The sequence below is a fragment of the Ruminococcus gauvreauii genome (assembly GCF_025151995.1).
In the GTDB taxonomy this organism is placed as follows: Bacteria; Bacillota; Clostridia; order Lachnospirales; family Lachnospiraceae; genus Ruminococcus_G; species Ruminococcus_G gauvreauii.
On sequence record NZ_CP102290.1, the window covers coordinates 581,293 to 597,499 of the forward strand.

Genomic DNA, 16,207 nt, shown 5'->3' on the forward strand with positions numbered 1-16,207 from the left:
CTCCTGCCTGTTACTCTACATCCCAGCCGTGCGGCACAAAGATTTCCTTAAATTTATCAATCGAATACTGATCAGACATGCCGGATATATAATCGCATACGACACGCTCCAGCGCTTCCCCCTGTTTGATCAGATTCCGGTACTCCCCGGACATACTCATCGGATGCTCCCGATAGTACAGATACAGCTCTGTCAGCATTCGCTTTGCCTTTTCCTCTTCCTTCTTAGCCACCGGACTCCTGTACACGTAAGTGAACATCAGGGAGCGAAGTGTCTTCATCGCCTCCTCTGTATCCGTCGACATCATAATTCTGTCTTTGCCATAACTGTTGATCACAATATCGTGAATCAGCGAATTCAGCCGCTCCCTGGTGGAGCCTCCCAGAACGACTCTGATCGTGATGGGAATGTTATCCTCACTGATGATCCCGGCACGCTCCGCATCATCCATATCATGGTGGATGTACGAAATCTTGTCACAGAGCCTCACGACCTGGCCTTCCAGTGTATTCGGACTGCCTGCTGTTCTGTGATTCAGAATACCGTCCCGGACCTCCCAGGTCAGATTCAGTCCCTTTCCTTCTTTTTCCAGAAGCTCCACGACCCGGACACTCTGACGGTAATGTGCAAAACCATCGGGGCATACCGCATCGAGCGCAGCCTCACCGGCATGTCCAAACGGCGTATGTCCCAGATCATGTCCAAGCGCGATTGCTTCCACCAGGTCCTCATTCAGTTCCAGTGCCTTCGCGATCGTCCTCGCTGTCTGAGAAACCTCCAGCGTATGAGTCAGCCTGGTCCGGTAATGATCCCCCTGAGGCGCAAGGAATACCTGTGTCTTATCCTTCAGCCTCCGGAACGCCTTGGAATGCAGAATCCGGTCACGGTCCCTCTGATAGACGGTCCGGATGTCACATTCTGCTTCCGGTCTCTCACGGCCTTTTGACTCCCTGCTGTGGGATGCATAAGCACTGAGTTCTTTATATTCTTTTTCTTCAAAGATCTCCCGAATTGTCATCGCAGCCCTCCATCGTGAATGACAAAATGTCTTCTATAAGTATTATTCTGCGTGTATCGGTGATTTCCTTTTTATTTTCACAGGAAGTTGAATACAAAATTTCATTGATTGACAGCATCCGCCCTCAGGCGCCGAGCATTCCTGCGACAACGGGCGCAGTGACCACCGTGAGAATACCGCTTACCACAATCGCCAGAGAACTCATGGCTCCCTGTATCTCCCCCAGTTCCAATGCTTTTGTCGTTCCGATAGCATGTGCGGACGCGCCGAGGGCAAGTCCCTGTGCGACGGGATTTTTAATATGGAACAGTCTGAACACCAGGTTTGCCACGATCGCTCCCATCACGCCTGTGATAATCACAGCGGCCACCGTAACCGGTGAAATTCCTCCGATCTCCTCCGATATACCGATCGCGATCGCTGTCGTGATGGATTTCGGCAGCAGAGAACGGCACAGTGTCCCATCAATACGCAGCACACTGCACATTCCGACGACCAAAAGCATTGTCACCGCGCATCCCGCGATCAGACCACAGGTGACCGCAAGCCAGTATTCCCTGATAATGCGGATCTGCCGGTACAGGGGAAGCGCCAGACAGACGGTCGCCGGCGTCAGCAGATACGTCAGATAGTCAGCACCGCGATTGAAATCTTCATATGGAATATGCGCCGCACTGAGAATCGCGATGATGATGATAATCGATATCAGCAGGGGATTAAAGATGCCGAACTTAAATCTGTGCTTGATCCAGACTCCCGCGAAATAAGTGACCAGGCTCAAAAAAAATCCAAAATATACCGAATCGGTGAATACACTGCTCATCGTTTCCTCCTCCGTTTTTCCTTCAACGCCATCACTCCCTGGACGGTAACTCCGGTAATTCCCATGACAAGAACCGTTGTAAGCAGAACCACTGCCGTAAACGGAACGATACTGTCCGATATACTCGTATAATGATCAATAATACCGACACCCGGTCCGATAAACATCACCGGCATGACAGCCAGCAGCCATTCCGCAGTCTCGGCAATCTGCTCTTCTTTGACAACATGCAGACACAGGCAAAAAAATAAAAGTGCCATGCCATATACACTGGCGGGCACGGGCATCGGTAGCAGAAAATGCAGCATTTCCCCGGCAAAGGTAATACCGCCAATGATCAGAATCTGCCGCAGATATTTCATTTCAACTCACTCCTCACTTTTTTATGCTTCTTGAGTATACTGCGATCCATTAAAAAAATCCATAATTTTTTATAAAGCGCGATTATGGTAATTTCTTTCGCTTTCTCCAGTATGGCAAGATTTCGATTGTATTTCTCTACTTTTTACGTTATAATAATACTCGAATTGTACGATATTGTGCTTTTTTTAACAAAATGTACCAGTATTATATAGAAATTGCACATGTGTGTATATTTCAAATAATTGTATTTCTTTGAAAAACAGAGAAATTTAGGACTTTTTTGTTGGATCAGCACATAAGATTACCCACAACATGAAACAAACAACATCAGAAAGGGAATAAAACAAAATGGCAAAGAAGAGAAAAGACAAGATAGTAGTAATCGGCGCTGGCAACGTAGGTGAAACAATCGCCTACACTCTGATGATCCGCGAACTCGCAAACGAGATCGTCCTGATCGACCTGAACGAAAAACGTGCACAGGGAAGTGCTCTGGATATCGCTCACGGTACTGCATTCTATGATCAGATCACGGTTCGTTCCGGCGGATACGAAGAGTGTGCCGATGCAAATCTGATCATCATAGCAGCCGGTGTGGGAAGAAAGCCTGGTCAGACGCGTCTGGAGCTGGCTAAGACAAATATCTCCATCGCTACAAGCATCGCCAGAAGTATCATGGAATATGCAGACAATCCACTTCTGCTGGTTGTATCCAATCCAGTGGATATCCTTACCATGGCTATTCAGAAAGAAACCGGTCTTCCGCCATCACGTGTGATCGGAACAGGAACCTCTCTCGATACAGCCCGCCTGCGCTATCTGATCGCCAGAGAATGCGGTGTCAGCATCAGTGATGTCTGTGCATACGTACTCGGCGAACACGGGGACAGCCAGGTATCCTTATGGAGCCGTGTCCGTATCGGCGGTATTTCCCTGACAGGATTTACCAGCCAGCTTGGTATCAAACTTGACTACAAGGCAATCTCCATGGAAGCAAAAGACTCCGGAGCAGAGATCATCGCAGAAAAAGGAGCTACTTATAACGGTGTGGCAATGGCTACCTCCAGGATCGTGGAAGCTATAGTCAAAAATGAACATGCCGTTCTCGCAGTATCCCACGTACTCGGGGAAGAGTTCGGTGACTGGGAAGGCGTTGCCATCAGTGTTCCGTGTATTGTCAATGAAGACGGTATCAAGCAGGTGGTAAATATCAATATGGAAGACTACGAAAAAGCTGCATTGAATCGTTCTGCGGAGACTATGCAGGAATTCTGGAATAACGTAATGTAAGAAATTAATCGCGGAACCGTTTCAAAGACGGTTCCGCGAATATAAAAAATAAAAAAATTTGTAAAAGTTATTGACAAATTCTGCATTATCATTTATAATTTTCAATGTTGGCGCTGAGAAATATGCGCCGAAAACTGAATAGGCGGGAGTGCTGGAATTGGCAGACAGGCTAGACTAAGGATCTAGTGGTTGTATGATCGTGTGGGTTCAAGTCCCATCTCCCGCAGTATAAAAAACCTGTATTCATCTGAATACAGGTTTTTTATTGTACAAACTTAATCATCTGTCATAAACGCCTCCTGCTGCATATACTAAACCAACGGTTAACTATGGAGGCAACTATGAACTTTCCCACGATGCAGGCCATGCAGCAGGAATCCCTGTCCAGAGGCGGACTTCAGATCACCGTCAATGCCGCACTGCAAAACCGCCCGATTGCAAACGCCACGATCAGAATATCCTACACCGGGGAACCGGATCAGGTGATCGAAGAGGTACAGACGGATTCTCTCGGCCAGACTCCCGTTCTGGAGCTCCCGACACCCCCGCTGGAATACAGTCTGGAGCCCCAGCCGAATCAGCCTTATTCAGAATACAACCTGAACATCCGCGCCGAGGGATATGAACCCGTAGAGATCAGCGGTACGGAACTTCTTCCGGATGTCGTCTCTGTCCAGCCTGTGCGTATGCAGCCCTCACAGCAGATAGATGACTACAGGCTGATTGTGATCCCAGCGCACACTCTTTTCGGAGACTATCCCCCCAAAATACCTGAGGATGAAATAAAACCAATGGACGAAACAGGAGAAATCGTCCTGAGCCGTGTTGTGGTTCCGGAATTCGTCGTGGTCCATGACGGCGCTCCTGATGATCCAACAGCCCAGAATTATTATGTCCGTTACCGGGACTATATAAAAAATGTAGCCTGCAGTGAGATTTACGCAACGTGGCCTACCGACACCATACGCGCCAATGTGCTTGCCATCATGTCATTCACCCTGAACCGGGTATACACAGAATGGTACCGCAACAAAGGCTATGATTTCACTATCACGTCATCAACGGCTTTTGATCACAAATGGATATACGGAAGAAATATTTTTGATGACATCTCCGCCATCGTTGACGAAGTGTTTGCCAATTATCTGTCGAGACCGAACGTCCGCCAGCCCATCCTGACACAATACTGCGATGGCCAGCGGGTTCAGTGTCCGAATGCGATGACCCAGTGGGGTTCCAAGTATCTGGGCGATCAGGGGTATTCGACGATCGATATCCTCCGTTATTATTACGGCGATGATATGTACATCAATACCGCCGAGGAAATTTCAGGGGTTCCTTCCTCCTGGCCGGGATACAATCTGACGATCGGAGCCAGCGGAGATAAAGTGCTGCAGATGCAGGAACAGCTGAACACGATCGCAGAAGTCTATACGGCGATACCGCCTGTCATCATCGACGGCATTTATGGCGAGAACACCCAGGAGGCGGTGGAAGCTTTTCAGCGGACATTCCGGCTGCCCGTGACGGGAATCGTTGATTATGCGACGTGGTATAAGATTCAGGAAATTTTTGTAGGTGTCACCAGGATAGCAGAATTAAATTAGACGAAGCAAAATGACGGATATAATTTGAGCCCGAGCGCAGCTTAAAGCTGCTCTCAGGCTCTTTCTCATGATTCAGCCGTTGAAAACCACTTCTGCAGAGCATCGATGATGACCTGATGGTCCTCCAGGTGCGGAAGACCGGATACGGCTATCGCGCCCACCACGCCAACGCCTTTTATTGTAAGAGGAAATCCGCCGCCGCACATTGCAAAATCCATAGGATCGAGGCGTTCCCCTTCCAGTGTGATGCCTTTTAACTCAAAGTCTGTATAGACATGAAGAGAGGATTTATGGAACTGCGTGACCAGATTCACTTTTCGGTCCAGCCACTGTGTGTTATGTCTTGTCGCCCCCTCAGTCACAAATTGAAATACCTTCAGTCCGTTTTGCACAATGCCGACTGCGACGCCGCCGTCATATCCTTTCGCCGCATCGACCAGCATTTCTCCCAGACGCCAGGCGTCTTCTCTCGAAAAGGAAGAAAACTGATACCGTTCTTCCTGTTCCGCACATTTCTTCTGCAGTTCTTTTAAGTCTTCCATATCATAACCCCTTTTCATTAGAATAATCTTGTAATATCATGGAAAGTCACATAAACCATCAGCGCCAGCAGGAGCATCAGACCCACAAAGTGGATCATTCCTTCTGTTTCCCGCCGAATTCCCTTTCCACGGATCGCTTCTATGACCAGAAAGACAAGGCGTCCTCCGTCCAGCGCCGGTATCGGAAGCAGGTTCATGATTCCCAGATTTGCCGAAAGCAGAATCATGATATTGAACATGCTCAGCCATGTGATCAGTGCACCTTCTGATTTGCTGTCCTCATACGTATCCCCAATGACATTTACCACGCCCACAGGGCCCGACATATCATTGACCGTAACCTTACCGGTAACCAGCATTCCAAGACTTTGTACCGTCGTCTTAATCCAGTATTTTACTTCAATGGCCCCGTATTTTATGATGCCGGGCAGATTTGTCTTTTCACGGGCCATATTATAATAAAATCCAAGACTGACATTGGTATGTCTGACCGGTGTGACCTCTGCGCTCTTCTCTTTTCCCTCGCGTTCATACGTCAGTGTGACCGGCAGGTCTTCGAGCGGATGTTCATCAAAATATGCCGCCAGCTCCTCTCCGCTGGCAACCTCTTTGCCGTCCACCGACGTGATGATATCTCCGGCCAGCATGCCCGCTTTATGGAGCGGAAGATTCAGCGTTATCGAAGTCACCTGTGCAGGGGTGTTATCCGCCACATAATTGAACCCGAGCATATAACGTGTCTGGTGGTACGGCTGATAGGAGATCTCAAGCTCCTCTCCGTCACGTTGGACCAGAAGTGTCATAGGCTCGTTTTTCAGCCCTTTAAAGGTCTCATAATTATAAATCTCCCGGCCGACATCGATATGACTGCCATTGATCTCCTTGATGATATCACCCTCGAGCAGCCCCGCTTCCTGAGCCGGAGAATCCTCCGGAAACCCAATGATCTCTGCCGGATCGTATCCGACGATCCCGATCACGATAACAGCCAGAACAAAAGCCAGGATAAAGTTAAAGACCGGCCCTGCCAGAACCACACTGATCCGTCCCCAGACCGGAGCATGGTTAAACGAGCCCTCTTCCTCATCCTCTCCGTCTTCCCCTTTCATCATACAGGAGCCGCCGAACGGCAGCAGCTTCAGGGAATACTGTGTTGTCCCCCTCGTAAAGCTGAAAAGCCGCGGACCCATGCCCAGAGAAAACTCTTCTACCACAATCTTATTTTTCTTAGCCAGTAAAAAATGGCCCAGTTCGTGAAACAGTATCAGAATACTGAAAATCACAATCGCTATGAAAATCTTAATATTACCACCTGCTTTCAATCCATTCGTAAGTCAATTGTTCCGCTGTCAGGATCTCCTCAATATCCGGATGTTCCATCACCTGATGTCTGTTCATAGCTTCTTCGATAATCTCATAAATATCCAGAAAACGTATCTGACGCCTTAAGAATTTTGCTACAGCGCGTTCATTCGCCGCATTAAACACCGTCGCCATGGTTCCCCCCGCCCGCGCAGCACGGATGGCGAGCGGAAGACCGCGAAACACACTGGTGTCAGGCTCCTCAAATGTGATTTCCTTAAGCTTCCGGAAATCCAGACGCTCCCCCGGAAGGCTTCTCCGGCGGGGATAATAAAGGGCGTATTGAATCGGTATCTTCATATCCGGTGTCCCCATCTGTGCTATCACCGCGCCGTCCTGGAATTCCACCATGGAGTGGATGATGCTCTGCGGCTGAACGACTACCTGTATTTCCGAAAGCTGCATATCAAACAGCCATCTGGCTTCCATCACTTCCAGTCCTTTATTTACCAAAGTTGCAGAATCTATTGTTATCTTCTGACCCATTGCCCAGTTTGGATGGCGCAGTGCATCCTCCACCCGGACATGTTCCAGTTCTTCTCTGGTCTTATTGCGGAACGGTCCTCCGGATGCTGTGATCAGAAGCCGGCTGACCTCCCGCTGGCTTTCTCCGTGAAGCGCCTGAAAAATAGCGCTGTGTTCGCTGTCTACCGGGAGAATGGAGACGTCATTTTCTCTGGCAAGAGGCATGATCAGATGTCCCGCCGTCACCAGTGTCTCTTTATTCGCCAGTGCAATATCTTTGCCCGCACAAATCGCGGCAACCGTGGGTTTCAAGCCAATCATGCCGACAACAGCCGTTACCAGCAGATCCGACTCTTCCATCTGAGCCAGGGCGATCAGACCTTCCATTCCGGAAAGGATTTCCACAGAAAGATCTGCCACAGCGACCCGCAGGTCACGCGCATCCTTCTCAGCCATGACAACCGCTATTCTTGGTTTGAATTCCCGGATCTGGCTTTCCAGAAGCTTTATGTTCCTGCCCGCACTCAGCCCAACCACCTCAATATCCCGGTGCTCCCGCACGACCTCAAGGGTCTGCGTGCCGATTGAGCCTGTAGAACCCAGAACTGCAATTTTTTTCATCATATAACTCCTTTTATCCTATCAGAAGCTGCGCCAGATAATAGATCACAGGCGCCGTAAAAATCACGCTGTCGAACCGGTCCATGATTCCGCCGTGTCCCGGTATGAGAGTTCCGTAATCTTTAATCTCCTGATTCCTTTTGATCGCAGAAGCAGCCAGATCCCCAACCATGGAAATCAGCGCTCCCGCTGCACAGATCAGTGCGTATTCTAATATACCTGTTTTGACGATAACCGCGTAGACAGCGCCCAGAAGTGCTGCACCCACAACACCCCCGACTGCCCCCTCCACCGATTTCTTCGGACTCAAGACAGGTGCCATCTTATGCTTTCCAATCAGCATTCCGACACAATAGGCACACGTGTCACACCCCCAGGAACAGATGAAGATCAGCCACACCAGAAATACTCCCTCTTCCATCATTCTGGTCTGGTAGATATAAGACAGCATGACACCCGCATAGACTGCCGAAAAAAATGCAGCCATGACCTGATTCGCATGATATTTCGGATACGTGAACACATAGACAAACATATTCAACACCAGACCGGCAAGAAGTACCGGCAGCAGATATTCTTCCTGCTCAAAGTAGAGAATCAGATAATATCCGATGATCATCAGACAGCTGGTCAGTTCCAAAAGACACACTTTCTCAGTACGAACTTTCATGGCGCGCATCAGTTCATCCATGCCGATCACGGAAACCCCAAGCAGCGTTACAAATAAAACAAGCCCTCCGCCTGAAATCGTAAGAAGCGCTGCCAGTACCAGCACGATGCCGCTGATCAGTCTTGTTTTGAACATGTGCTCTCCTCCTTCACACCGCCGTATCTTCTGTCTCTATCATTATATTTTTCGATTGCCCGTATTAATTCTGCTTTATTGAAGTCCGGCCATGGGACATCCGTAAAATAAAACTCCGTATATGCCATCTGCCATAGAAGATAGTTGGATAACCGCAGCTCTCCGCTGGTTCTGATCATCAGATCCGGGTCGGGAATACCTGCTGTATCCAGATAGCCCGAGAATATTTCTTCGGTTATCTCTCCCTGAAGCCGTCCCTCTTTCTGATCCGCAAGCATACGGTTCACTGCCCGCAGCATCTCGTCCCGGCTCCCATAGTTCAATGCAATCTGGAAGTGGAGTGTCTGAAAATCTTTAGAAAACGTTTCCAGTTTTACGATACTGTCCTGGATATCCTGGTCGAACGCTGTATAATCGCCGATAACGCGGACCTGCATATCGTTTTTCCTGGATATCTTCAGACATTTCTTCAGGTAATTCCGAAACAACCGCATCAGACCGTCTACCTCTTCTTTTGATCGTTTCCAGTTTTCCGTGGAAAATGCGTAGACCGTCAGATATTTTACGCCCAGTTCCTTTGCAGCCTCACAGATTGTCTCAAGATTTTCACATCCCTTTACGTGTCCGTAACTCCGGGGCATTCCTCTTTTCTTTGCCCACCTGCCATTGCCGTCCAGGATAATCGCTATATGATTCGGTACATTCATGCGATAAGTCTCCTCTCACTCTTTTCATATTGCGTAAAAAGGACACCGGACCACGGATCCTTTCCATGCTGCGGTGCCCCTCACCTCTTTATACCACGTGCGCAGAAAAACAAGCAGCCCGCAGGGATATTTGTTTTTCAAGCCGTGGCCTGCCGGGTATAATCCGCTGCGTAGCAGCGGTACAGCAACGCGGTTGCTGTGGATTGCACTCTGTGCAATCATTATACCGTAAGAATTTCTTTGGATTTTACTTCGATTGCTCCATCGATCTCCTTGATATATTTATCTGTCATCTTCTGGACTTTATCTTCCAGCTCTTTGATCTCATCCTCGGAGACATCCTGTTTTGCAAGTTTTTTCATCGCATCATTGGCATCCCTGCGGATATTGCGGACAGCAACCTTGGCTGCCTCGCCCTTTTTCTTAACATCCTTTACCAGTTCTTTTCTGCGTTCCTCCGTGAGCTCCGGAAATACCAGACGGATCAGTTTTCCGTCGTTTGTCGGATTGATTCCCAGATCAGAAGTCATGATCGCCTTTTCTATCACTTTTACCATATTAGCTTCCCACGGCTGGATCTGGATCATCCTTGCCTCAGGCACCGTCACATTGGCAACCTGCTGGATCGGGGTCGGGGTTCCATAATAGTCTACCACGATTCTGTCCAGCACATGCGGATTTGCACGTCCGGCGCGAATCGTACCGAGTTCTCCCTCCAGATTGGACAATGTCTTTCCCATCTTTGTTTCATACACCTGAATTCTCTCATCCATGTCTTCTTTCCTCCTGCTATTTTCTCTAAACCGTTACATTCGTTCCGGTGATGATTCCGTGTGCAGCATTGACAATGCTGTCTTTTTCATTCAATCCAAAGACGATCATCGGCATCTTATTCTCCATACAGAGAATAGAAGCTGTCATATCCACAACCGCCAGTTTCTTATCGATCACTTCCTGAATGCTCACCTCATCATATTTCACGGCATCCGGATGGTCTTTCGGATCACTGTCATAGACTCCGTCTACTGCTTTCGCCAACAGGATTGTTTCCGCCTCAATCTCTACCGCCCGCAGCACAGTCGCCGTGTCGGTGGAAAAATACGGATGACCCGTTCCGCCTGCAAAAAACACGACCATATTGTGATCGAAATATTTATTCACGCGGTCTTTAGAAAATAATTTTGTAAATGAACCGCACTCAAAGGGTGTCAGTACCGATGTCTGCATACCCTGTGAGCGGAAAATTTCAGAAACATAAATGCAATTCATCACTGTTGCCAGCATTCCGATCTGGTCAGCTTTCGTGCGGTCAATATTCTCGCTGCTTCTTCCCCGCCAGAAATTACCGCCTCCAATCACGATGCCAACCTTAATACCCTCATCACACAGTATCTTAACCTGCCTGGCGACCTCGGTCACAGTGGCTTCATCGAATCCGGTTTTTTTATCCCCGGCCAAAGCCTCTCCGCTTAATTTAAGTAACACTCTTTTCATAGGGATACTCCTTGTACTTTTTATAATTCCCATTATATCAACTTTTTTTCTGTTTGGGTAGTATTAATTGAAAAAAGGGCAGGTGAACAGCTCCCCGCCCTTTAGTGATCTTATCTTAGATGCACACAGTCACAAAAATATCATAAATCGCCTTGATCGCAGCTTCAAAGTCACGGTTCTCAACACCGATGATGATGTTCAGCTCACTGGATCCCTGGTCGATCATCTTTACGTTTACATGCGCGTGTGCCAGCGCAGAAAAGATTCTTCCCGCTGTCCCGCGGTTGCGCTTCATGCCTCTCCCCACAACAGCGATCAGTGCCAGATCAGACTCCAGCTCGATCGTATCCGGCTGTACTGCGCGGTGCAGCCCTGCGATCACGCTCTGCTCTTTTTCCTGAAACTCATCCTGGTGTACATATACGGTCATCGTGTCAATGCCGGAAGGAACATGTTCAAAGCTGATGCCGTTTTCTTCAAATACCTGGAGGACTTTTCTGCCAAACCCAATCTCTGAATTCATCATATCTTTTTCAATATTGATGGAGGCAAATCCCTTTTTGCCAGCGATTCCGGTGATTGTATACTTTGGTTTGCTGCAGGTGCTCTCCACGATCATTGTCCCGCTGTCCTGCGGACGGTTGGTATTGCGGATATTGATCGGAATTCCCGCGCTTCTCAGCGGGAAGATCGCATCCTCATGCAGAACCGTTGCACCCATGTAAGAGAGTTCTCGCAGTTCTTTATAAGTAATGGTTCCGATCGTCTCCGGGTTTGCGATGATACGGGGATCAGTTACCAGAAAGCCGGAAACATCCGTCCAGTTTTCATAGAGATCAGCCTTAACGGCCTTCGCCACAATCGAACCGGTGATATCCGACCCGCCGCGGGAGAATGTATTGATGACTCCGTCTGCGCGCTTCCCGTAAAATCCGGGGATTACCGCAAATTCCACACCCTCCAGACGTTCGGACAGGCATTTATCCGTTTTTGCCTCGTCGAAGTTTCCATTCTCATCAAAGAAAATCACTTCTGCCGCATCGATAAATTCCATGTCCAGATAATTCGCCATCACGATACCATTCAGATATTCACCTCTGGATGCCGCATAATCTTCTCCCGCCTGTTCCTTAAAATTCCGGGCAATCAGCTCAAACTCTTCATCCAGTGACAGTTCCAGTTTCAATCCGCTGATGATCTCCTGGTAACGCGCCTGTATTTTCTGTAATTTTTTAGAAAAATCCTTGCCGCTCTCGGCTGCACGGTAGCAATCGTACAGCATATCCGTCACTTTGATATCTTCGGAAAAGCGTTTTCCCGGCGCTGACGGCACTACGTATCTTCTGTCTTTATCTGCGTGAATGATATTGCCGACCTTTTGAAACTGTTCTGCGCTGGCCAGCGAACTTCCCCCAAATTTCACTACTTTTTTCATGGTATTCTCCTCCGGTTTGTATATAAAAATCCAGTTTGACTGCTAAAAAACAATTTAGCGTAATTTTTCCGCAAAGTCAAGCCAATATGCGCCAAAACATGTGAAAACATGTTACTATTCACAGCTGATATGGATATATAGGCAGACTCGTCATGCTTGCATGTAAGAGGATGACTGTACATCCATATCAAACCTGCGAAGCAGGAACTCCACCCACATAAGCAGTCTTAGCTCCGTAAGGAGCGAGACTGGAGCCTCAAAGAGGCGACGAATGCGCATGTGGGTGGTGGGCTGTGAATAGTAACGAAAACATGAGAAATGACCGGTGATCCCGTAATCTACGGTTTCACCGGCCATGATTTTCCTGTTAAACTGCCTGATCTCAGGCTTTTCCGTTGCTTCCCAGAACCTCTGTGATCTTATGAGCAACCACATCTTTTACGTTCTGACGTCCGACTTTCAGATATTCTCTCGGGTCAAATGCTTCCGGTTTGTTCCACAGAACCTGTCTTACACCGGCTGTCATAGCAAGGCGCAGATCGGAGTCGATGTTGATCTTACAAACAGCGCTTCTTGCAGCCTGACGTAGCATGTCTTCCGGAATTCCGATAGCATCTGCCAGATTTCCGCCGTTTTCCTGAATGATCTTAACGTATTCCTGAGATACACTGGATGCACCGTGAAGAACGATCGGGAAATTCGGGAGACGTTTTGTAATCTCTTCCAGGATATCGAAACGCAGTACCGGTTTCTGTCCCGGTTTGAACTTGAATGCACCGTGGCTTGTTCCGATAGCGATCGCCAGGGAATCAACTCCGGTACGGTCTACGAATTCCTCTACTTCATCAGGATGTGTATATTTGGCATCTTCTGCAGATACATTCACGTCATCTTCTACACCTGCCAGCTGTCCCAGCTCACCTTCAACTACGACACCTTTAGAATGCGCATACTCTACTACTTTTTTTGTCACTTCGATATTCTCTTCAAATGAATGATGAGAACCGTCGATCATGACAGATGTAAATCCACCGTCGATACAGGATTTACAGATTTCGAAATCTGCACCGTGATCAAGATGAAGTGCGATCGGGATATCATTTTCAATCAGAGCTGCCTCTACTAATTTTACAAGGTATGTGTGGTTCGCATATTTTCTTGCTCCTGCTGAAACCTGCAGAATCAATGGGGAGTTTAATTCTCCTGCTGCTTCCGTAATACCCTGAACGATTTCCATGTTGTTTACATTGAAAGCTCCGATAGCGTAACCGCCTTCATAAGCTTTCTTAAACATTTCTGTTGTTGTAACTAATGCCATAATAATACCATCCTTTCTTTTGTTTCATGATTTTTAACAGTTCGAAACGGCGCATCCCGTCCTGAACTGTTGCGTATAATTCTAAAAATCTTGGTCTTATACATTATACCTAATTCAGGGAAGAATGGCAATAAATCTTTTATATTTTTTATAAGACTGTTACAAATCGCTGTCACTCATTCAAAAAGAGACCGTAAAATACGGCCTCTTCTGTAAATCTTCTCTGTTTTGTTACTTCAGTAAATATGTCTGTGCATACTGAACGCCAAACTGGTTACACTCATCGTGATCATTCATATAGATATCCACATGTCCATATGGTGTTCCCCTGTCCTCTACGGTATAGATCCTTCCGTTGATGATCAGCTTTGTCCCAAACGGTACACCGGCCATAGCTACAGTTCTTCCCTGTGTCGGAGCTGTTCCGCTCGCCGTAGGTCCGCCTGCCCACTTACCGCAGCAGATGGAACAGTTACAGTATGCCGTCAGTTTGAAGTTCCCGAGTACCTCTCCATACTGGTCACTCGTCGCCAGAAGATAGGAAGCACCGTAGCTCTGGGACTTCGCGTTGACAGCTTCAATCTTGTCCGAATCATTTTCAGATATCAGCCTTGTCGCCCAGACGGCGTTGTCGTAGTTGATCCCGGATGTGATAATACCGGTCGTACTGGAGCTGGCATGTATGACCTGTCCATTGCCCATATACATAACCACGTGATAAACCGTACCGTTATTCGCATAGAAGATCAGGTCTCCCGGCTGCGCTTCCGAAATCGGTATCTGTGTCCCGTACTGTGCCTGTTCTCTCGATGTTCTCGGCAGTGAATACCCAAAATGCGAATAGATCTGCTGAACAAATCCGGAACAGTCGGCTCCGTTGGTCAGACTTGTTCCTCCCCATACATATGGATTTCCCAGGAACTGTTTTGCAAATTCCACCATTGACGTACCGATAACACTGGATACACTCGCATCTTTTACAGAAGTCAATGTATAGTAGCAGGCCTTATTCTCCTCCGGAGCGATCTTCTCCTCAGCCAGAGTATAATTCTCTTCCCCCGCCGACAGCGCCGCATCCTTCGCCTCTACAACCTCTTCTCTGGATTCTTTTGCCTCCGCAAAGACCTGATTGAGTTCCTGTGTCTTCTCGTCTGTCCTGTCTTCGCTGGACTCATACTCATCCAGTGCCTTATCGGCCTCGCTGTATGCTTTCAGCGTGTCCTGATAATGCTGTTCCTGTTCATCTTTCCAGCCGCCGGTTGCTGCCACCTGATTCTTGGCTTCCTCACCGGCTGTGAGCAGTTCCTTTTTCACAAATCCTCTGACGTTGTCCGACTCTACGAACACCCAGCCATCCAGGTCATCTGCGAGAATAAAACAGAGTCCGTCTTTCGGGAGCACTCCGATTACCCTGGAATCGGTATTCATCTCCTCGCGGATATTGATATTCTCACCGGTGACCAGTGCGTATTCCTTGGACACAATCGTCTGTCTTACAGTCGTCTTTGTATAAGTAAGCGCAGCATTCTCCAGCGGATCGATCAGTGATTCTGCCAGCAGCAGATTTTCTTCTTTCTTTTCACTGACAAATTTCTCGGCTTTTTCATCCGTCATCAGATCGGCTTTTTTCACAAATCCCCTGACAACTCCGGATTCAATGTAGATCCATTCGCTGTCAGCACCTTCTTCCTTCAGAATAAAGCAAAGCCCGTCCTTCTTCATGGTTCCCACAACACGTGCGTCTTCACTCTTCTCTTCGTAGACGTTCATCTCATCTGCCTGGCAGATCGCATATACTTTATCAACCGTTGTAAATCGGAACGTATCTACGATGATCGGTGGTACGATGATGTCCTGAGAAGCGATCAGTTCTTCATTGGAATTGTAGGGGCTTGGTGTCGGTGTCGGCTCCGGTTCATCCTCCGGTTCCGGTGTCTCTTCCGCCTCCGGCGTTACCGTCGGTGTCGGCTCCGGAGTCGGTTCTTCCGTTGGGTCTGGGGTCGGCTCTGGGGTCGGCTCCCCCGTTGGGTCTGGGGTCGGCTCCCCCGTTGGCTCCGGGGTCGGCGTTACCGTCGGTGTCGGATCCGGGGTCGGTTCTTCCGTTGGGTCTGGGGTCGGCTCTGGGGTCGGTTCCTCAGTTGGGTCTGGGGTCGGCTCCGGGGTCGGCTCTCCCGTCGGTTCCGGTTCTGGCTCTACCGTCTCCACTGGCGGACTTGTCCCCGAAACATCCTCCGCCTCAGCTCCTACAAGAGACGAAAACGGTAAGATCAGGCTTACCGAGATCGCAATCGCCAGTGCCCTATATATTCTTTTTTTGTGCATGTCGATTCACTTATCCTTTCCAGTTTCAATATACT

15 protein-coding genes and 1 tRNA gene are annotated in these 16,207 nt (G+C 48.4%); 3 read left to right on the plus strand and 13 right to left on the minus strand.

Translation table 11 applies throughout. The features are described from left to right. Positions 1-10: 10 nt before the first annotated feature. From NQ502_RS02815 to NQ502_RS02825, 3 genes are all read right to left on the minus strand, one after another. On the minus strand, positions 11-1,018 hold the full coding sequence (locus tag NQ502_RS02815) for a deoxyguanosinetriphosphate triphosphohydrolase (protein ID WP_028529213.1): 1,008 nt from the start codon (positions 1,016-1,018) through the stop codon (positions 11-13). A 124-nt stretch (positions 1,019-1,142) separates the two neighbouring features. Further along, entirely contained in the window at positions 1,143-1,841 is a 699-nt protein-coding gene (locus NQ502_RS02820; RefSeq protein ID WP_028529214.1) for an LrgB family protein, read from the minus strand. Beyond that, complete coding sequence (locus tag NQ502_RS02825) at positions 1,838-2,203, minus strand: CidA/LrgA family protein (protein WP_028529215.1); 366 nt, start codon at positions 2,201-2,203, stop codon at positions 1,838-1,840. The genes NQ502_RS02820 and NQ502_RS02825 overlap by 4 nt, the downstream gene beginning before the upstream one ends. A 349-nt stretch (positions 2,204-2,552) precedes the next feature. On the opposite strand from NQ502_RS02825, the gene NQ502_RS02830 reads away from it, so the two are divergent. The 3 genes from NQ502_RS02830 (at position 2,553) to NQ502_RS02840 (ending at position 5,101) form a co-directional block, all read left to right on the plus strand. Next, positions 2,553-3,494, plus strand: a complete 942-nt coding sequence (locus NQ502_RS02830) for an L-lactate dehydrogenase (protein ID WP_028529216.1) — start codon at positions 2,553-2,555, stop codon at positions 3,492-3,494. A 142-nt stretch (positions 3,495-3,636) separates the two neighbouring features. After that, positions 3,637-3,720: transfer RNA gene (locus tag NQ502_RS02835), tRNA-Leu, on the plus strand. Between the two features lie 115 nt (positions 3,721-3,835). Beyond that, on the plus strand, positions 3,836-5,101 hold the full coding sequence (locus NQ502_RS02840; RefSeq protein ID WP_028529217.1) for a peptidoglycan-binding protein: 1,266 nt from the start codon (positions 3,836-3,838) through the stop codon (positions 5,099-5,101). 65 nt (positions 5,102-5,166) lie between these two features. Here the strand turns inward: NQ502_RS02840 and NQ502_RS02845 are convergent, their stop codons facing one another. The 10 genes from NQ502_RS02845 to NQ502_RS02890 form a co-directional block, all read right to left on the minus strand. Continuing rightward, entirely contained in the window at positions 5,167-5,643 is a 477-nt protein-coding gene (locus NQ502_RS02845) for a heme-degrading domain-containing protein (RefSeq protein WP_028529218.1), read from the minus strand. Between the two features lie 17 nt (positions 5,644-5,660). After that, complete coding sequence (rseP, locus tag NQ502_RS02850) at positions 5,661-6,965, minus strand: RIP metalloprotease RseP (protein WP_242830278.1); 1,305 nt, start codon at positions 6,963-6,965, stop codon at positions 5,661-5,663. Then, positions 6,949-8,091 (minus strand): 1-deoxy-D-xylulose-5-phosphate reductoisomerase, encoded by a 1,143-nt coding sequence (gene dxr / locus NQ502_RS02855; protein ID WP_028529220.1) that lies wholly within the window; start codon positions 8,089-8,091, stop codon positions 6,949-6,951. Before dxr ends, rseP begins: the two co-directional genes overlap by 17 nt. Positions 8,092-8,104: 13 nt before the next feature. Next, positions 8,105-8,896: a phosphatidate cytidylyltransferase gene (locus tag NQ502_RS02860; RefSeq protein WP_028529221.1), complete on the minus strand. Its 792-nt coding sequence runs from the start codon at positions 8,894-8,896 to the stop codon at positions 8,105-8,107. Beyond that, entirely contained in the window at positions 8,878-9,603 is a 726-nt protein-coding gene (locus NQ502_RS02865; RefSeq protein WP_028529222.1) for an isoprenyl transferase, read from the minus strand. The genes NQ502_RS02860 and NQ502_RS02865 overlap by 19 nt, the downstream gene beginning before the upstream one ends. 221 nt (positions 9,604-9,824) lie before the next feature. Continuing rightward, positions 9,825-10,376: a ribosome recycling factor gene (gene frr / locus NQ502_RS02870; protein ID WP_028529224.1), complete on the minus strand. Its 552-nt coding sequence runs from the start codon at positions 10,374-10,376 to the stop codon at positions 9,825-9,827. A 25-nt stretch (positions 10,377-10,401) separates the two neighbouring features. Continuing rightward, on the minus strand, positions 10,402-11,097 hold the full coding sequence (pyrH, locus tag NQ502_RS02875; RefSeq protein ID WP_083963366.1) for a UMP kinase: 696 nt from the start codon (positions 11,095-11,097) through the stop codon (positions 10,402-10,404). A 115-nt stretch (positions 11,098-11,212) separates the two neighbouring features. Next, positions 11,213-12,532: an aspartate kinase gene (locus NQ502_RS02880; RefSeq protein WP_028529226.1), complete on the minus strand. Its 1,320-nt coding sequence runs from the start codon at positions 12,530-12,532 to the stop codon at positions 11,213-11,215. A gap of 382 nt (positions 12,533-12,914) precedes the next feature. Then, entirely contained in the window at positions 12,915-13,850 is a 936-nt protein-coding gene (gene fba / locus NQ502_RS02885; RefSeq protein ID WP_028530323.1) for a class II fructose-1,6-bisphosphate aldolase, read from the minus strand. Positions 13,851-14,081: 231 nt separating this feature from the next. Beyond that, positions 14,082-16,172, minus strand: a complete 2,091-nt coding sequence (locus NQ502_RS02890; RefSeq protein WP_260046603.1) for an NlpC/P60 family protein — start codon at positions 16,170-16,172, stop codon at positions 14,082-14,084. Positions 16,173-16,207 lie beyond the last annotated feature (35 nt).